17 protein-coding genes are annotated in these 16,685 nt (G+C 58.4%); 10 read left to right on the plus strand and 7 right to left on the minus strand.

What is annotated here, in order from left to right:
• The first annotated feature begins 55 nt into the window (after window positions 1-55).
• The 3 genes from EV281_RS31555 (at window position 56) to EV281_RS05765 (ending at window position 2,001) form a co-directional block, all read left to right on the plus strand.
• Window positions 56-310 (plus strand): hypothetical protein, encoded by a 255-nt coding sequence (locus tag EV281_RS31555; RefSeq protein WP_245508222.1) that lies wholly within the window; start codon window positions 56-58, stop codon window positions 308-310.
• Window positions 311-517: 207 nt separating this feature from the next.
• Complete coding sequence (locus tag EV281_RS05760; RefSeq protein ID WP_132651929.1) at window positions 518-892, plus strand: hypothetical protein; 375 nt, start codon at window positions 518-520, stop codon at window positions 890-892.
• A gap of 314 nt (window positions 893-1,206) precedes the next feature.
• Window positions 1,207-2,001 (plus strand): phosphodiester glycosidase family protein, encoded by a 795-nt coding sequence (locus tag EV281_RS05765; protein ID WP_132651930.1) that lies wholly within the window; start codon window positions 1,207-1,209, stop codon window positions 1,999-2,001.
• Between the two features lie 91 nt (window positions 2,002-2,092).
• Here the strand turns inward: EV281_RS05765 and EV281_RS05770 are convergent, their stop codons facing one another.
• The 3 genes from EV281_RS05770 to EV281_RS05780 form a co-directional block, all read right to left on the minus strand.
• Window positions 2,093-2,353: a YMGG-like glycine zipper-containing protein gene (locus tag EV281_RS05770; protein ID WP_132651931.1), complete on the minus strand. Its 261-nt coding sequence runs from the start codon at window positions 2,351-2,353 to the stop codon at window positions 2,093-2,095.
• A gap of 463 nt (window positions 2,354-2,816) precedes the next feature.
• Entirely contained in the window at window positions 2,817-3,365 is a 549-nt protein-coding gene (locus EV281_RS05775) for an isochorismatase family protein (protein ID WP_132651932.1), read from the minus strand.
• 138 nt (window positions 3,366-3,503) lie between these two features.
• The gene (locus EV281_RS05780; RefSeq protein ID WP_132651933.1) at window positions 3,504-4,412 is read right to left on the minus strand and encodes a DUF1003 domain-containing protein; all 909 of its coding nucleotides are present in this window, start codon (window positions 4,410-4,412) and stop codon (window positions 3,504-3,506) included.
• 337 nt (window positions 4,413-4,749) lie between these two features.
• Here EV281_RS05780 and EV281_RS31050 point away from each other — a divergent pair, with 337 nt between their 5' ends.
• Together EV281_RS31050 and EV281_RS05795 are read left to right on the plus strand one after the other, a co-directional pair.
• Window positions 4,750-5,136 carry an oxidoreductase gene (locus EV281_RS31050; RefSeq protein WP_165911842.1) on the plus strand — a complete coding sequence of 129 codons (387 nt, stop codon included), beginning with the start codon at window positions 4,750-4,752 and terminating at the stop codon, window positions 5,134-5,136.
• 200 nt (window positions 5,137-5,336) lie between these two features.
• On the plus strand, window positions 5,337-5,843 hold the full coding sequence (locus EV281_RS05795) for a BA14K family protein (protein WP_132651935.1): 507 nt from the start codon (window positions 5,337-5,339) through the stop codon (window positions 5,841-5,843).
• A gap of 61 nt (window positions 5,844-5,904) precedes the next feature.
• On the opposite strand, the gene EV281_RS05800 is transcribed toward EV281_RS05795, so the two are convergent.
• Together EV281_RS05800 and EV281_RS05805 are read right to left on the minus strand one after the other, a co-directional pair.
• Complete coding sequence (locus EV281_RS05800) at window positions 5,905-6,096, minus strand: DUF6494 family protein (protein WP_132651936.1); 192 nt, start codon at window positions 6,094-6,096, stop codon at window positions 5,905-5,907.
• Between the two features lie 247 nt (window positions 6,097-6,343).
• A complete protein-coding gene (locus EV281_RS05805; RefSeq protein WP_245508223.1) occupies window positions 6,344-7,306 on the minus strand; it encodes a LysR family transcriptional regulator in 963 nt (320 codons plus the stop codon).
• 55 nt (window positions 7,307-7,361) lie between these two features.
• On the opposite strand from EV281_RS05805, the gene EV281_RS05810 reads away from it, so the two are divergent.
• Window positions 7,362-8,222 carry an NAD(P)H-binding protein gene (locus EV281_RS05810; protein WP_132651937.1) on the plus strand — a complete coding sequence of 287 codons (861 nt, stop codon included), beginning with the start codon at window positions 7,362-7,364 and terminating at the stop codon, window positions 8,220-8,222.
• A 303-nt stretch (window positions 8,223-8,525) separates the two neighbouring features.
• On the plus strand, window positions 8,526-9,152 hold the full coding sequence (locus EV281_RS05815) for a class I SAM-dependent methyltransferase (protein ID WP_132651938.1): 627 nt from the start codon (window positions 8,526-8,528) through the stop codon (window positions 9,150-9,152).
• A gap of 221 nt (window positions 9,153-9,373) precedes the next feature.
• Here the strand turns inward: EV281_RS05815 and EV281_RS05820 are convergent, their stop codons facing one another.
• Together EV281_RS05820 and EV281_RS05825 are read right to left on the minus strand one after the other, a co-directional pair.
• Window positions 9,374-9,796, minus strand: coding sequence for a very short patch repair endonuclease (locus EV281_RS05820; protein WP_132651939.1), 423 nt, complete (start codon window positions 9,794-9,796; stop codon window positions 9,374-9,376).
• Complete coding sequence (locus tag EV281_RS05825) at window positions 9,793-11,292, minus strand: hypothetical protein (protein ID WP_132651940.1); 1,500 nt, start codon at window positions 11,290-11,292, stop codon at window positions 9,793-9,795. The genes EV281_RS05820 and EV281_RS05825 overlap by 4 nt, the downstream gene beginning before the upstream one ends.
• 147 nt (window positions 11,293-11,439) lie before the next feature.
• On the opposite strand from EV281_RS05825, the gene EV281_RS05830 reads away from it, so the two are divergent.
• From EV281_RS05830 to EV281_RS05840, 3 genes are read left to right on the plus strand one after another with little or no spacing between them, the layout of a single operon-like run.
• Window positions 11,440-13,725: a sensor histidine kinase gene (locus EV281_RS05830; protein WP_132651941.1), complete on the plus strand. Its 2,286-nt coding sequence runs from the start codon at window positions 11,440-11,442 to the stop codon at window positions 13,723-13,725.
• Between the two features lie 3 nt (window positions 13,726-13,728).
• Window positions 13,729-14,859: a hypothetical protein gene (locus EV281_RS05835; protein WP_132651942.1), complete on the plus strand. Its 1,131-nt coding sequence runs from the start codon at window positions 13,729-13,731 to the stop codon at window positions 14,857-14,859.
• Window positions 14,856-15,563, plus strand: a complete 708-nt coding sequence (locus EV281_RS05840) for a hypothetical protein (protein ID WP_132651943.1) — start codon at window positions 14,856-14,858, stop codon at window positions 15,561-15,563. The genes EV281_RS05835 and EV281_RS05840 overlap by 4 nt, the downstream gene beginning before the upstream one ends.
• Window positions 15,564-16,685: the final 1,122 nt, after the last annotated feature.

Genomic DNA, 16,685 nt, shown 5'->3' on the forward strand with positions numbered 1-16,685 from the left:
TGGTGACTTACGGCGTCGAGCTGCCGGCTCCCAAGGGCGAGCGCCGCCACCAAGGATGACACGCGGCGATTTCGAGATCGAGAAGGTGGTGAAGGGGAAGTTCAAGGACAAGACCCTATCCATCTACACGGGCACCGGCATGGGCGATTGCGGCCGGCTCGACGCGTTCCTGGGTGCTGCCATCTATTACCATGACGACAAATTCGCCGTCTGGGAATTTGGCCTATCGAAAACCGACTATGACGGGCAGACCTATTATTCCACCAGCATCTGCGAATACATGAAACCGCCCACACCGAAGCAGAAGTGAACCTCCGGCGCCCTCTACCGGTATCACGCTACCGGTCTGCGGCATCCGGACGCTCGCCTATATGCGCCATTGCGAATAAAATTGTGCAGTGGTGCTTTCGCGCCTTGCTCTTGCCTCCGGTTGGCGATTTTAGGGAACCTCCGGCTGCATGGAGAATTCATAGGATGACGCACCCCTCGCCCCTTCCTCATATGGCAGGAGTGGACCATGGCAAAGGTAATTGAGTTCAAGGCCATCCGGGCGCTCGCCATTGCGCTGAGCGCCGCCCTGCTCTTCGGCGGCGCCGCCAAATGGCCCGCCCTGCCAAGCTCGGGCTACCTCACCGGCCGGGGTGCCGCACCCGAAGATGTCGATAACGGCACCGCGGTCTTTGCCACCGGCCAGGATGGCGAAGCCTACGGAAAACCCCTCGGTATCGAAATCCCGCAATACGGCTATTTCCGCCAGGAAAACAAATATGTGATCATCCTGCAGGCCGAGAAATATGATGGCAAGAGCATCATCGGCGCCGAGACGTTCGACGGCGAGAAAGTGGTGGGCCTGCTCGACGAGTTCGACCTGCTGGGCGTTCAGGCAAAGTAGTTCTCGTGCGCGTGATCAGCAAAGATCGCACACGACGCGGTCGGTCGCGTCTCGCAACCCCCCTCCCCAACCCCTCCCCACAGGTGGGAGGGGCTAACCCGACGCGCTGCCCCCGCTCCTTCCGAAGCGTCGAAATGACTGTGAGCGGGTGCGGCAGGTTAAGCCCCTCCCCCTTGTGGGGGTCCGAAGGACGGATCGAGACCCGTGGCTCGATCCCGGTCACGGTTGGGGAGGGGTTTGCGGCGATATCTTAAGCCGAAGAGCGTTGTGCATGCAGCCCCCTTGCCTGTAACGTCACGCCGTCAGGAGAATCCATGCCTCGCAACCTATTCGCCCTCATCCTGCTGCTCGCCGGCACCTTCGCCGCCGAAGCGCAGGCCGCGGATGCCGGCAGCGCGCCCGCCCCTTCCCAGCCCTGTACCCGCCAAACCTTCGAAGGCGCCGCCTATATCGTCTGCAGCGTCGATCCCGCAAAGGCGGATCTGCGCCTGTTCTGGAAGGATGCCGCGGGAAAACCCTACCGTGGCTTCTCAAATCTCGCCGCTGCAGTCACCGGGCAAGGACATCGGCTCATCTTCGCCATGAATGCCGGCATGTACCGCGAGGATTTCACGCCGATGGGGCTTTACGTCGAAGATGGCGAGGCGCTGATACCGGTCAACAGGGAGGCGCCGCCGAAGGTTTCCGGTCCCGTGCCGAACTTCTTCAAGCAACCGAACGGCATATTCTATCTCGACGAGACCGGCGCCCGCATTATCCCGACTGCGGATTTCCTGAAGCAGAAGCCGAATACGCGCCTTGCCACGCAATCAGGCCCGATGCTGGTCGTAGAAGGCAAGATCAACCCGATCTTCATACTCGGCTCGACCGACCGCACGCGCCGCAACGGCGTCGGCCTGTCAAGCGATGGCACGCTCCGCTTCGTCATCAGCGAGGACAGCGTAAACTTCCACGATTTCGCAAGGCTCTTCCGTGACGAGCTGAGATGCGAAAACGCCCTCTTCCTCGACGGGGGAAACGGCACCGGGCTCTACAATCCGGCCCTCGGCCGCAACGACACATCCTGGCACGGCGGCTACGGGCCGATCCTGGGGCTGGTGGAGGACTAGGCGGCTCCAGCGCAGGTCCAGAGTGGTTTTGTAAGGGTATCGCTCTGAAACGCGTCGTCGACGGCCGTTTTCAAAGCAGCGCATTCGCAGTTTATCGAGGGCAAGCCGCGACGAAACGTCGACCATACCGATCCCGATAATAACACTCTCCGGGTTGCCCCGCGACATTGCCAATCACAGCGCCTGCAGCACCGCCGATTGCCGCCCCGACAGCGGCGCCACGCACGTTATTTGTCACCGCGCCGCCAACCACGGCGCCTGTGGCAGCACCGATTCCGGCGCCTTGCTGTGTTGGAGTGCAGCCTGCAATGATTGCCCCGCTAAGAAGCAAAAAAGTTGAAACATAACGCATCGCTTTTTCCTTCCAGGTTTACGCCGTTGATAGGGGTGAAAGCGCAAAGTATCGCATCTGCTGCATCAGCTTTATCGAAACCAAGCACTATGAGTTCAGACATAATTCCTGCTTGATCGACCGCATATCGAAATAGAGCCGGTCTCGACCACGTCCAGAGGGGCAGACTACCTTTCGTTGCATTTTGCGGCACTCTACTATCGAAATCCCCGGCATCGGGTCGATTTTGGCCATTCAATGGAGCAACTTACTGATGTTCAGAGCGATAGACTCTTGGATGGCAGGGATGAGCCCTTGTCGACGTCGACTAACGGCGTGACAATCAATTAGCCGTCGTATGGCAAAGTCGGCCCTTTCCAGAGCAATCCACCAGAAGCGTGCACCGGCTTTGCGTTCACAAACGCGTAAAAACAATGAGATCTAGCATTTTCGTGATCTGAAATGCGCCAAGCCTTACCCAACGTCAGGCAGGCTGCATCGCCACCAGTTGCCGCGTCTCGACGATCTCGGCGAAATCGGATTTGAGATGCGCCATCGTCACGTCGAAGATCGTCCGGGCCGAAAGATCGGCATCCGGCAGGTCGAAACCGAGCACGGCGTCCCTGACGACGCTCATCCTGAAGCCGAGATCGGAGCCCGCCCGCACCGTCGTATTGACGCAGAAGCCGGCGACCGCGCCGACCACCACCAGGTCCGTGATGCCGACCTCGCGCAGATAGCCTTCGAGCTCCGTGGAGGCAAAGGCCGACGAGGTGGATTTGATGAAGACAGGCTCGTTATCCCGCGCTTCGGCGCAAGGCATCGGCCGGCATCCCGGCGCATCCTTGTGGAGCGCCGATGCCGGATCGGCGTCGACATGCCTGATATGGATGACCGGCTTGCGGGCGGCGCGGAAGGCGGCAATGAGCGCGGCGATATTCTCCCCCGCCTCGCCGTTCACACGCTCGCGGCCGGCATCGAGCCGTTCCTGCATGACCATCTGCATGTCGATGATGAGGAGTGCAGTCGTCATGGTCGATGCCCTTCAGGTTCGGTGGCTGACGCTCTCGTAATGTAATTTCAGCTTTACCATTTGCAGCGCAGCAAGTCCCTCCCGAAATATCGCCAGGGGCTGAGGTAATGCGGTTGTGATCGACGCAGCCGCCATCCACTATCCTTCCGTCTCCTCCGCCGCAGGCTTGCCGCTGAAGAGGTTCTTCAGCGCATTGGTCTTGGATTTCTGCGCCTTGCTGAGCTTCAGCGCCCGATTGGCGGCCTTGGCCTGTTCCAGCATCATTTCGATCTGGATCTGCTGGATCTCGGTCAGCCTTTCCCACTGCCGGTTCAGGAGGTGATCGACCTTTTCATGCAGGTGGCGGATTTCCAGTTCCGCCTTGAGGTTGACCTTGTAGTCGTTGAGCGCCCTGAGCCGGTCTTTCGCTTCCTGGCGGCGCTGGCTCATCATGATGATCGGCGCCTGCAGGGCGGCGATGGTGGACAGGATGAGGTTCAGCAGGATGAAGGGATAGACGTCGAAGGCGTTCTTCTCGCCGAGAACAAGGTTGATCCCCATCCAGACGGCGAGGAACAGGCAGAAGGAGATGATGAAGGTCCAGCTTCCGCCGAAGGCCGCGACGATATCGGCGATACGATCGCCGAGCGAGCGGTGTTCCTCGTAATCCTCTTCGATGTTTTCGGCAAGCGTGTCGTGGCTTTTCAGGCTCTCGACGACCTCATCCTCGAGGTTGGAGAGCTCGCCGCGTTCGTCGCGCAGCAATTCGGCGATGTACTGGCCGCGATAGTCGTCGATCGTCTTGCGGCTGATATAGTCGTCCGAGCGGATGCCGGGATGTTTCTGCCGCACGAAATCGGCAAGCGCCGGGCGCAGATCGTCGAAATGGATGGCGTCCTTCTTCTTCAGTGTGTGGCCTGTGATCGCATCCACCAGCTTGACGGACTTTGCCTTGGCCTGCGCCAGGCTCTTGGAATAGTCGTCCATCTCGACCGTGGCGGCCTCGCCGTGGCCGGCATCGAAGTCGACGATTTCACCCGTCAAATCCAGGGGCTTCTCTTCTGCCATCTGCTGATCCTCGCTGCCGATTTTGGCCCGTTTAGCCATCAATTCGAACAGGATTGTGACATGGATTTCGCCGCAAATTGAGAGGCGTGATGGCCGCTCCGCCCGAGCAGGAAAAGGCCTGGCGGCACCGGCATCAATGGCGATGAGACGCGCGGCATGTGTCAACCGGGGACGCGCCGAAGAAGGGTCACAGGACGACGAGTCCGCGCGTTCGGCCCCCCTCATCTCTGTACGGTAGCGCACCCTTCCCGCCCGGCCCGCAAAAAAAACGGAACATCGGCAACCCCATCAGGTTGATGGCTCTATCACCAACGTCCAACAGCAAAGGCGGAAGCCAATGATCTCAAGAATTCTCGCAACCTCGGCCCTTGCCCTGGCCCTGGCGACCTCGGCCATGGCACAGAGCTCCGGCACCTCCGGCGGCACGTCCGGCAGCGGCACATCGGGCAGCAGCGGCACCTCGGGCAGCAGCGGCACCACCAATGGCAACAGCAACGGCACCGGCAGCAACATGAACGGCAGCGGCACCAATGGCAGCGCGACGGACAAGAACGCGACCGGCTCGGTCAACGGCGCGGGCAATCCCTCCAGCGGCACCAGGACTCCCGGCGCTTCCGGCGGCGACCCGAATGACTGCCAGCGCACCACCAACAGCGGCACCGGCAACCCTGCGCCGACACCTTCGGTCAACTCGATCCAGCCCGACGCCGCCAACGCCTGCTGATCCTCCCTCGGCAGCGGCCACCGGCTCGCAGCAGATGAGACTTTGCTGCGAGCCGGTGTGCATCTGAGCTGGTGGCAAAGGGCGGCGGCAATCGACATGCGCCCTCCCGGAACACGCCGTCAGCCGCGGAAATCGAGTGCCACGTCGCCTGTTCCGCGCTATAATGATCGCCTGCGATGTAGACGAAAAAGGTGAAGCCAATGAAGAGGTTGGCAATCGTTGCCTTGTCGCTCGCGACGGCGCTGACGAGCGCCCCGCCGGCCCTGGCGTTTCCCGCCATTGCCGCCCCTGATGTCGTAGCACAACAGGCCCGGCCACTGCAGGCCCAGCCCGTGCGCTACCGTGGCGGTTATTATGGCGGCTATTACGGCGGATATTATCACCATCATGGTGGCGACGGCTGGGGCTGGGCGCTCGGCGGCCTGGCCGCAGGCGCGATCGTTGGCGGACTGCTCGCGCAGCCCGGATATTACGGCTCCGGATATTATAGCCCCGGCTACTACGAAGGTCCGTATTTCGAGGGTCCGTACTACTACGGCTCGACGCTATATTACGCGCGACGCTATTACTATCGCCCGACCTATTATGGCGGCGATGATGCACATACGCGCTGGTGCTATGCGCGCTACCGGTCCTACAGGGCTTATGACAACACGTTCCAGCCCTATTACGGCCCGCGACAGGAGTGCGCCTCGCCTTACTATTGATGCCCGCAGGGACCGATCATTGCGTCACGGCGGGACACGCCGCGTGATCGCTTCGCTTGCCCTAGGGAAGTTCGATTTCACCGTCCACCACGTGGTTGAGGCCGGTGCTTTCGGCCGTCAGCGTCATGCGGACCTTCAGCTTTTTGCCTCTGATGTCCCCGTCGCGCACCGTCTCCTCGATCTTGCGCTGTGAGGTCACGCCGACTTCCTTCAGGAACTTGCGGATCGACATGTTGAAGGCGTCTTCGCTCATGGTGAAACCCTCTGCATCCGGAAGGGATATTGTAAGCGAAGGCGCGCAGTCGGGAAAGCTGGATGGGGCGTGCGGTGCGAATAATCGACTCGCCGAATCTCCAACAGGTCTGGGGGTGCCGCCGTTGACAGCGCGCCCCATCCCTTGGCGTGCGCAGGTTGCCCCTCGCCTGTACGTCGCCGGCTGGATCGTCAGCGCAAGCGGAATGCAATTGCGCTGTTGACCGAAGCGGACGCGGCGTCCCCATTCAGACCGTCGTGGCCTCGCTGCGACAGACATCGATAAACGCACGTAGCGCCGAGGAAGTGAAACGGCTCGGATAATATAGCCGAGGCCCCTCCAGCTCAGCCCACCAGTCGGGCAGTACAGGAGTGAGCGTTCCGGCCCGGAAGTCGCTTTCAAGCCAGTTGCGGAAAGTGCCGATGATGCCCAGTCCTGCTCGCACGTAGTTCAATCCCGCGTTCAACGCGTTGGCGCTTAGAACAAGGGAGGTCGTAAACTCTACTATGTTTGCCGTTTCGTCCCCACGCCGCAACGACCAGGGAATGAGCATCCCGTCGGGCAGTCGATATCTGATCGCACGATGGTCGGTCAGCTCCTGCGGGTCTCTAGGCAGTCCGTGCTGCTTCACATAGGAGGGCGACGCGGCAAGCGCGATCTGCTGCAGGCGAGGACCGATCGGGAGGGAAATCATGTCCTTTTGGATGGAATCGCCATAACGGATGCCTGCATCACATCCCGCCGCGATGATGTCGACAAGGCTGTTCTCCACCACGATCTCGACCTGTACCTTCGGGTGCCTTCGCTGCAATTCAGCGATCAGCGGCGGGAGGATATCCGGAACAACCGCACCCGGAACGTTGAGTCTCAGGTAGCCCTGTATGTGGTCCGCCGAATTCGCCGCCTCGAAACAAGCTGCGTCCATTTCGGTCATCAGGGGCTGAATGCGTTCCGCCAGCCTGTGACCTTGGTCCGTGGCCCGGAGACTTCGGGTGGTACGCAAGAGAAGCGGCACGCCGAGTTGCTTCTCGATCCGCGAAACCGTGGTGCTGACTTTCGAAGGCGCAATGCCCAGCCGCTTCGCCGCTGCGCGGAAGCCGCCCTCGTTCAACACGGTGAGAAAGACCTGGAGATCGTTCGGCGACACATTGTTCTTCATGCAGAACAGGCTATTCGAAATCGAGCGGATTATCAACGAAAGGAGTACCAATTAAGTTCCTTCCGTGCTCGCTATCCGGCAGGTGCGTCAACAAGGGGAATATGCCATGTTCATCGTCACGGGCGCTTCCGGCAAACTCGGCCGCAAGATTATTGAAAACCTTTTGCTTCACTTGCCTGCCACAAGCATTGGAGCAAGCGTCCGTGACCCGTCGAAGGTGGCAGATATCGCGGCAAGAGGCGTGCGTGTGCGGCAAGGCGATTTCAGCGATGCCGTGAGCCTGCGCGACGCCTGGGCAGGCGCCAGGCGACTTCTCCTGATTTCCTCCAATGCCGCCGCAACAGGTGGCGACCCGTTGGAGCAGCACGCGACTGCCATCCGCGTAGCGCGAGAAATCGGCGTCGAGCGCATCTTCTACACCAGCCAGATATCGAGCGCTGCGAGCTCTCAATTTCCACCCGGCAGATGCCACGCAGCGACGGAAGAGATGCTAGCACGGTCAGGATTGGCCTGGACTGCCATGCGGCACGGCTTTTATGCCGAAAGTGCGCTGATGATGAACAAGCGCGGCTTTGAAGCCGGCTCTCTGGAAGGACCAGAAGATGGCCCGGTTGCATGGGTAACTCACGATGACCTCGCTGCTGCAGACGCAGCGCTGCTGGTCGGGAGGGAGGATATTGATGGCCCGACGCCGCCCCTGACGGGAAGCGAGACCCTTGACCTTGCCGGTCTTGCGGAAGTAGCCGGAGAGCTGCTGGGTAGGCCTGTATCAAGAACGATTGTGAGCGAAGAGACCGTGAAAACCAGAGCGTATGCCGCAGGCGCGCATCACGGGACAGTCGCTGTAATGCTGGGATATTACCGCGCGGCCCGTGCGGGAGAATTCGCAGCCACCGATCCGGCACTTGCCCGGATACTGGGACGGGCACCCGAGACCATGAGGGAGTTCCTGAAGGCAAACCTTTAGCGCGGTTTCGTTCCCCGACCGACTGCTCGTTGCCTCCGGTATAGGCGCATCAGCGACGTGACGGCGCCGCTGGGACGGAATCCGCTTCCAGGCAAATGGGAAACGCGGCCTCAAGGCGGAGGCCGAATGGATCGCGTTGCCACCCGGCTGCATGGCAATCGGTGGTCGTGTCTCCGATCATTTCTGCTAAAGTCGGAACGCAAATTCGCCCGCGATGTCACGACTGCCGAAAGTATGAAGGGCGCAGCCGGCTGATGGGCCTCTCGCTCATCGGGCCGCTTGTCTTGAAGGAGGAGCGCTACGATGAGCACCGACCGGGATACCGTGCACTCCTATGATGCAGTGGCGGCGCAGTACGCTGCCGAGGCTGCCGCGATGCCCGAGTGGGTCGCCACCGAGATCGATGCGTTCGTGGCCGGGTTGGGTGGCTCAGGCAGGGTGCTGGAGATCGGAAGCGGTGGCGGGCGAGATGCACTTGAGCTTGAGAAGCGGGGCATCAGCATCCGGCGCACCGACATTTCGAAAGGCTTCGTCGAATTGCTTCGCGACAGTGGCTTCGAGGCCGACCTGCTCGACCCGCTGACCGACGACCTGGCCGACCCGCAGCGTCCCGGCACGCGATACGACGGGATCTGGGCCTGCGCCTGTCTCATTCACGTGGCCCGCGACGATTTAGGCACGGTGCTTCGACGGCTTGCCGAGGCGACCCGCGCCGGAGGCCGGCTGCACGCCTCGGTGCGAGAGGGCGATGGCGAGGACGTATCCACCCACGGCGGCGCTGCAGCGCCTCGCCGCTACGTCGAAACCTACTGGCGCGAGCCCGCCCTGCGATCCGCACTCACGGACGCCGGCTGGATCGTCAGCGAGATACGCCGGTGTGTCGGGAAGCCCAATGATTGGTGGCTGAGCGTTCGGGCGAGCCGGGCGTGACGCCCGCAGATGACGGAGATGGGTAACGCCGCTTCTCCCTCCAACCTCACGCACCTGTCCCCCCCAAAAAAGGTCTGGGGGCAGCGCCGAAAACCTCGGTATGCCCTCATCCCTTGGCGTGTGTAGGTGCCTCTCGCGTCGTCCAGAGAGGGTAGAGGTGAGCTGACGACCGTGAAGCCATAAAGCGTGGCGGCAGAGGTATGTTGCTGCGGGTCCCCACCTTACCGGGACAGGAAGGTGTACAACTGCTCTGTTAGGCGATCCGAGTCTGTAATCTCGCACTCCCAGATCACAAGAACCTGCCAACCAAGTGTCTCAAGCGTCGCCTGGCTCCTTTCATCTCTTCTCACATTGTCGTTGAACTTTCTTTGCCAATATTCAGCATGCGCCTTAGGCGTAGTGGTCCGGGCACATCCCGAATGTCGATGCCAAAAACACCCGTGCACGAAGATAACCTTGTTGAGTCGAGGAAAGACGAGGTCAGGAGTGCCAGGTAACGCTCGAACGTGAAGCCGGTACCGATAGCCCAACCTGTGGACCGCGCGGCGTACCAACATCTCGGGTTTACTGTCAGTGGCCTTAACCCTCGCCATCAAGCGGCGGCGCGATTCAGGCACATCCGCAAATAGATCACTTTCTTTCATGACAGAGATGTAGTGCCAGGTGCAAACCCGAACAAACCCTCAAAACTCCTTTCGAATTCGCGTGGCGTCTCGCCACTCAAGCCCTCACGATCCTCACGAGACAATGAAGACCATCGAGGCAGAGGCGTTCTCATTAGAAATCGCTTGTAGAAACGCATCCAGCCTTGCTTGAGAGCCGGTGCCTCGGCCTTTGCGGTTATCTCAAGAAGGCCACTGTTCAAAACACGTTGGAGAGTTTCCACAGGCCACTCCCCCGGCCAGATCGCATAAATGGAATGCGCCGGAATTCCTCCTGTTCGATCGAGGGTGACAAAAGGCTTGTTGCACAGTTCAGGCATCAGAAGCTTAGGACCGATCGACCAAAGCGCGGGAACTGCATCGATCGTCCGCCAATATTGCTCTCTCTCTCTGAACTGACTTCTTTGGCTCAGTACCTCTCGCCGCCTATTGAACCATGCTCTGAAACCGGGCCACCGCAGAGGATCGATTAGAGCGCCCTGCCGATCATACGGCACAATTACCCGCAACCGCGCGGTATCGACGGCCAAGCCGACCAAATCCTTTCTTTCAAGGAATGGACGAACGAGTTCATCCTCGACTTCGCTGATGTCTTCAGGATCAAGTATGAATGTTCGGCCAGCACCGAGGGCCGGACCAACACGAACTGTGCACCCGGCCTCCTGGAGGCTTCCATGCCGCGAGAGGAGATCGCGCTGCATCGCTTGAGCTTTTTCTCTCTTGTTTGACGACTGCTGATGAGCTGAACTGCCGCTTGGTGTTAACAAGACGATCGCGCTGTAAGCGCCCACCGTTTTCAGAAATGGATCGGATGGGCGCTCGTCGGCCACTGTGATGGTCCATCCTCGCGATTTAGTGTCTTGAAGAAAGGCTTCTCCGTATTGCGCAAACATCCATCTATCGCTGGTCAATGCTGCGATGGAACCGCCTTCGCTCGCCCATTCTTGCATTTTATTCAGGAATGCAACCGACAGATCACCTCGGGTGCTTACGCTCGGCAGGTTTTCGCGGTAGACACTTGCCAGGATGGCAGGAACGTTCTTCCAGCGAACGTAGGGCGGGTTTGCCGCAACGTGAGTGGCGCGCCCGGGGTTCTCCAAGAGAAAATCCCGCTCGCACACCCATTCTAAGACAAGTTGGTCGGCGAATTGTGGAGAAATGCTCTCCTCGATCAGTAATTTTCGAAGTAGCCGCCGCACAGTCGCTACGGCCACCGGATGGAGCTCGAAACTCCTGATCCGTGGTTCGAGATCGCCAAAGGAAGGTATTCGACCGTGAGAGCGAAAAGAATAGAGAAGGCGACGAACTCCTTCTAGGAGGATTGAGCCTTCCCCGGCACAGGGTTCGAGGAGAACCGCTTGCGAGAGATCCGCGTTTGAGGTCCAGCCAATCAAATCGAGCAAGCGAGCCGCAATTGGGGCCGACGTGTATATTGCGCAACGATCGTGTAATTCCTCTATCGCTGCGTGCAGTTCCATTCATTCGTCCTCTGGCAATTTCCCTTCACTGCTTATAACAATACCGTTCGCCGAAGGGCAGTTAGAAAAACCGTTTATATAGCCGAGGGTTGAATAAATGTTGAGCGTCCAACGGACATACCTTTTGACCTCTCGGATGTCTTTCAAATGACAGGATTCAGCGTCGATACCAAGCTTTTTCAAGAGCTCGGCGAACTGCTGGTCTCGAAAGAGAGCATCGCCCTCGTCGAACTCATCAAGAATGCCTACGATGCCGACGCAACTGTGGTGACCGTCACGGGTGTCAACATCGGCGACGCAGAGCATGGCCAAATCATCGTGGCCGATGACGGCGTCGGTATGGACGGCGGTGAGTTTCGGCGCGGCTTCCTGACCATTGCAGGCCGAACGAAGAATAGCGGTGATCGTCGGTCGCCCGTTTTCGGGCGTCGATATACAGGTGAAAAGGGGGTCGGCCGCCTTGCTTCCCACAAACTCGGCGTGGTGGTCGAGGTTCAGTCACGCAAAGCGGGGCCTACGCAAAGAGGTGCAGCCGCCCTGCCATCCGCCGTTTCGGAGGTCAATGCGCACATAGACTGGGCCGCGATAGAGGCGCTCGAAACGCTCGATCAGATACCGACCTCCGGAGCGGTGACCGTCGTCGAAAGCTCGAAGCCCACAAAGCCCGAAAGCGGAACGACGCTGACCATCGCGCCCCTGCGAACCGCCTGGTCCGGCCGCATGCGCACCAGCTTCCTTCAAGAAGCTGCCACGCTTGCGCCCTTGCCCGTAACCTGGAAGAAATTGCCAGATGGCGTGGTGGCCGAGAAACTGCTGTTCGATGCTCTTCCGATCCGCGACCAACAGTCGAGCGATCCGGGTTTCGAAGTCATCTTCGGCGGAGATCTGAGCCTCGGCGATCAGCTTTTGCCGGATGATGCGGCAGCAGCCAACTGGATTGCAGAAATTTCATTTGATCGGGACAGCGGAAAGCTTGCTATCGCACTAGCGCCTACCGCAAGGGAGCTTCGAGACGCGCCGAACGCAGAAGGATTTCGCTTTGAAAAGCTTCTCGGAAAGAATGCCGGGCCATCTTTCAGCGCACGAATTCTCCAGCTGTCAAATAATTCCTGGACGGAGGAAATCTCAGGAGTCCGCCTGTTCATGGAAGGCTTCCGAGTATCCCCCTATGGCGAACCGCGAAATGACTGGCTGGGATTGGATAATGACTATCTCTCGCGTGCAAAGCGCGCTCTGACGGGGCTGGCAAGGCTTGATGCCGATCGTGTTCCAGAGGGTCTCGACAGCGAGGGACTAACGACCCAGGGTAATAAAAACTATCTGGGGGCTGTTTTCCTGCACAGGTCTAGCAGTCCGGGCCTCGAGATGGTCGTGAGCCGCGAAGGCTTCCTGCCTGGAGCAGCCTTGGACTTCATCGCCGACTGGACGCGTGTTGCCATTGATTTGATTGTTAGATTCAAATCGCTGGCGCGGAACAAGCCTAAAGAAGTGCGAACACAAGAGCGGCTTGCTCAGAGAACTGCGGCAAATAGATCAGATGTCAACGAGACACCGACTGCGCTGCGCGTGCGGGAAAATGCGATGGAGGTCGAGCGCAAGTTTGTCAATATTGCGCAAGCGGTTGAGCGCAATGATTTTCAGGCGGCGGCACGAGAGGCTAAGGAACTGCAACCAAGCCTGAGCGAGATCCGGGATATGGCCGATCAATTCGGTAGCGAGGCGGTGCAGTGGCGTGTTCTGGCCTCGCTGGGGACGGAGCTCGCGGCCTTCGTGCACGAGATCAATGCCGTTGGCCTTCAGATATCCGTCCTGGCGCGCGATCTGGAAGACGCCCTGACGATGGACGATCTCGCCCGCACGCGCGCATCGATCCGCAAGGCGAGGCAGCGCGCACTGGACCTCGCCGATCGCATACGGCGAAATGCGACCTATCTGGTCGACGCGACAAGCTTCGAAGGACGACGCCGGCGGGCACGGATATTGCCGCGCGAAAGCTTCGAAGCCGTCCGGCAGTTCTTCGGCTCCAGGATTGAACAGAAAGGCATTACGGTCGTCAACGACATTCCGGCAGACTTCCGGACGCCGCCAATGTTCCCGTCGGAAGTGTCGGGCATATTCACCAACCTCCTGTCGAACGCGGTCAAGTTCACGGATGTCGGGGGTCGGATCGAGGTCACTGCACGGGAACGCGGCGGTTTCTGCGAGGTGCAGATGAGCAATACGGGCGTGGCGGTAGATCTCTCCCGCGCCCGCCGGTTTTTCGAGGCGTTCCAGTCCACAACGGAGCGTCCTGATGCCGTCCTCGGGCAGGGTATGGGAATGGGCCTTACCATCACCCGCGCCTTCGTCCAGGAATATGGCGGCGAGATAGATTTCGTCGCACCTCCGCCTGGTTTCGCAACATCCGTCTGTTTAAGAATTCCCGTTAGGTAATCCATGCCCGATATCATTTATGTTGATGACGAGCCTGAAGAATTTCTCAGTGAAGCTGAGGCAATTCGCGGTAGAGTTAAGGACGTAAAATTTCAGAAGAATGAAAGCCTCGATGAATCGTTCGAAGACGCTAAAAATGCGGCTCTCTGGCTGTTTGATTTTTACTTGATCGACCCAGACCACGGTGATTACCGCGATGAAAATGGTCTTAGTCTTTTCCAGAAATGGAAAGCTGCCATGGGAGGGCGACCAACCACGGTGGTAGTCAGTAATGCGCTTGAACGAGCCATTGGGGAACCTCCTGGACGTGAAGAGCGGCGTCACGTGATCGCACAAAAGCATGGCGTCGAATGGCTCGGACCAAAAGACCCTGACACAGCCGATCGCATCAATCAGTTGGCTGATGCCTCTCTAAGCATTGGGGAAAGTCTTGAGCTGAGCTCTTCTGGAAGTGGAGAGCCGGGGGTTGTAGATCTTCGCAACCTTTGCGTCGCCGTCCTTCGTGCGCCTGAGACGGAAGATTGGTCGGAGAGCGCTATGCGTCATATCGACCGTGCGCGGCCACCACGCGAGGTGTCTACACCGTCAGATACGCTCAAAGCTCAGGTTGTGATTGGCTGGCTGCTCGCGCACGTCCTCCCTTATCCATCCTTCTTGTTAACCGACAGACAGGCGGCGCTGCGCCTACAGATTACGCCTGACAGTTTCAGAAAGCTCGTTGAAACGGTGGGAACCGATGGTAATGGGGGAGCGCATCAAGGGAAGCTTCTCGCATCCAGATACGAGGGGCCGCTTTCACGTTTCTTGGGGCCAAGATGGTGGCGCGCTGGCATTGATGACCTTGCATGGCACCTGTCACAGGACGCAGCCGGATTTCAGGCTGCCTTGGAGGCCCTAGCCGGGACTGGCGCCATCAAATGGCTCGAACAGTCGGAACCAGTTCTGGTCTCTGACGCAGACCTGATCGAGACCGATGAGATTGCAGAAGCCAAGGACTGCGTCCGGGTGACTGATGAAGATTTCCCTGCGGGCATCGATCCTGCTTGGGTACGGATAGATGAAGCGCGTTCAGACAAAAAGCTGGCTGCCAAAGTTATCTATGAAGATCGCGAGCTTCTGGACGACGAAGAATGAAAATTAACTTGCAGAATTATCGCCAGGAATTTGACCATTGGATCAAAGCGTTTGATCCCTTTGTTGATCACGCGTCCAAGTCCGCACTACCTCAATTACATTCACGCCTGGAGGACGGCATAGATAACAAGCGAGATTCATTCATATGGGAACTGAAGAAACCTGTTACTACAATTGTGGCTGAATCTTACGACAAAAAAGAGGAAAGCGGCTCCCACCCAATTCGCATTGATTGGAAGTTCAAATCAGTGTTCGAGCGCTGCGAAGATACAAAAAAGAAAAAGATTTGGCCGGTGAAAGAGATGTGTACGCATTTCAATATAAATGACGCTTCCGGCGGCGATGAAATAATGCATTTTCATGTAGACTTGAAGAACGATAATCAATTAGGGCCCCATGTTCATTTTCAATTCTCTGAGGAATACATGGAGAAAAATGTCGGAGTGCGGCTCGCTGTCCCCCGCTTTCCGCTCGCAACTGTATTGCCGACTGATTGTATGGACTTCGTGCTGTCAGAATTTTTTCCACACCGATGGCCCCAATCGCAGTCAGGAGCGCATGGGCTAAAGAACCTCCGCGAAGCCCAGCGTAGGCGGCTCGAAAACATGGCTATGGCTGTTGCAACGCTTTGGGTAAAGAACCCAAATCGGACACCGGTGTCCATCACCCAAGACTACCACCTACCCGATTTTGTTGTTGCCTGATGCGCATTATCAGTCTGTTTAGCGGTGCAGGTGGTTTCGAAGCGGGCTTCGGCGAGACACATGAAATCCTTCTCTTGAACGATGTTGCGATTAGTGCCCAGGACGTCCTCAAACACCGCTTTCCCGACGTTCAGCTTATCAAGGACATACGAGACATTGAACCGGGCGACGTTAGCTCCGCCGATGCATTAATTGCAGGTTTCCCTTGCCAAGACATCTCCATTGTCGGTGGACAACGTGGCTTAGCAGGGACGCGATCGGCTTTGGTGGAACATGTCTTCCGTCTCGCTGCTGCGACACGTCCGTCGCACATGATTCTAGAGAATGTACAGTCGATCCGCTTCGTACACGGCGGACGAGTTCTTTTCTACCTCATGCACGCTGCGGAACAACTTGGGTACTCTTGGGCATATCGCACGTTGGACAGCAGAGCGTTTGGACTGCCTCAGCGACGTCGACGCTTTTACTTCATTGCATCACGAGATTCGGATCCAGGTGATGTGCTTCTTTCGGATGCTGGTATTCCTCTGCCTGCCAACTCGCTGGACCAATCGTTGCCAATTGGCTTCTACTGGACGGAAGGTAGGAGCGGCCACGGCTTGACCGCCGATGCGATACCGCCGTTAAAGACCGGGTCGTCAATCGGGATCCCTTCGCCGCCTGCTGTCTTGTTTCCGGATGGTAGCGTTAAAGTTCCGACAATTGAGGCGGCTGAGAGATTTCAGGGGTTCCCAGAGGGCTGGACGGAAGCTGCGCCAGCGCGTCTTCGATGGGGACTGGTTGGCAACGCAGTGAGTGTCCCGGTAGTCAGATGGATCTCTGATCAAATGAATTCTCCTGCACCATGGGACCGCAAACTTTCTTCACCTATGCCGGACCGACCTATGTGGCCTTTGGCAGCTTGGGGAGATGGGCGAGGGCTACGTCTTGCCGTCAACGTCCAAGAAGCGCCGAGTTCTTATGAAATCGGGCGAATATCTCATGGCCGTTACAAATGGGCAGATTTGTCGGATCGTGCTCTTAATGGCTTCGTAAGTAGGGCTCGCCAAAGTCGATTACGGTATCCTGAAGGCTTCCTAGAACGCCTTGAGGCCAGACTACAATAGTTGTTGACAGCAGCTT

This window comes from Rhizobium sp. BK418 (genome assembly GCF_004341105.1).
In the GTDB taxonomy this organism is placed as follows: Bacteria; Pseudomonadota; Alphaproteobacteria; order Rhizobiales; family Rhizobiaceae; genus Rhizobium.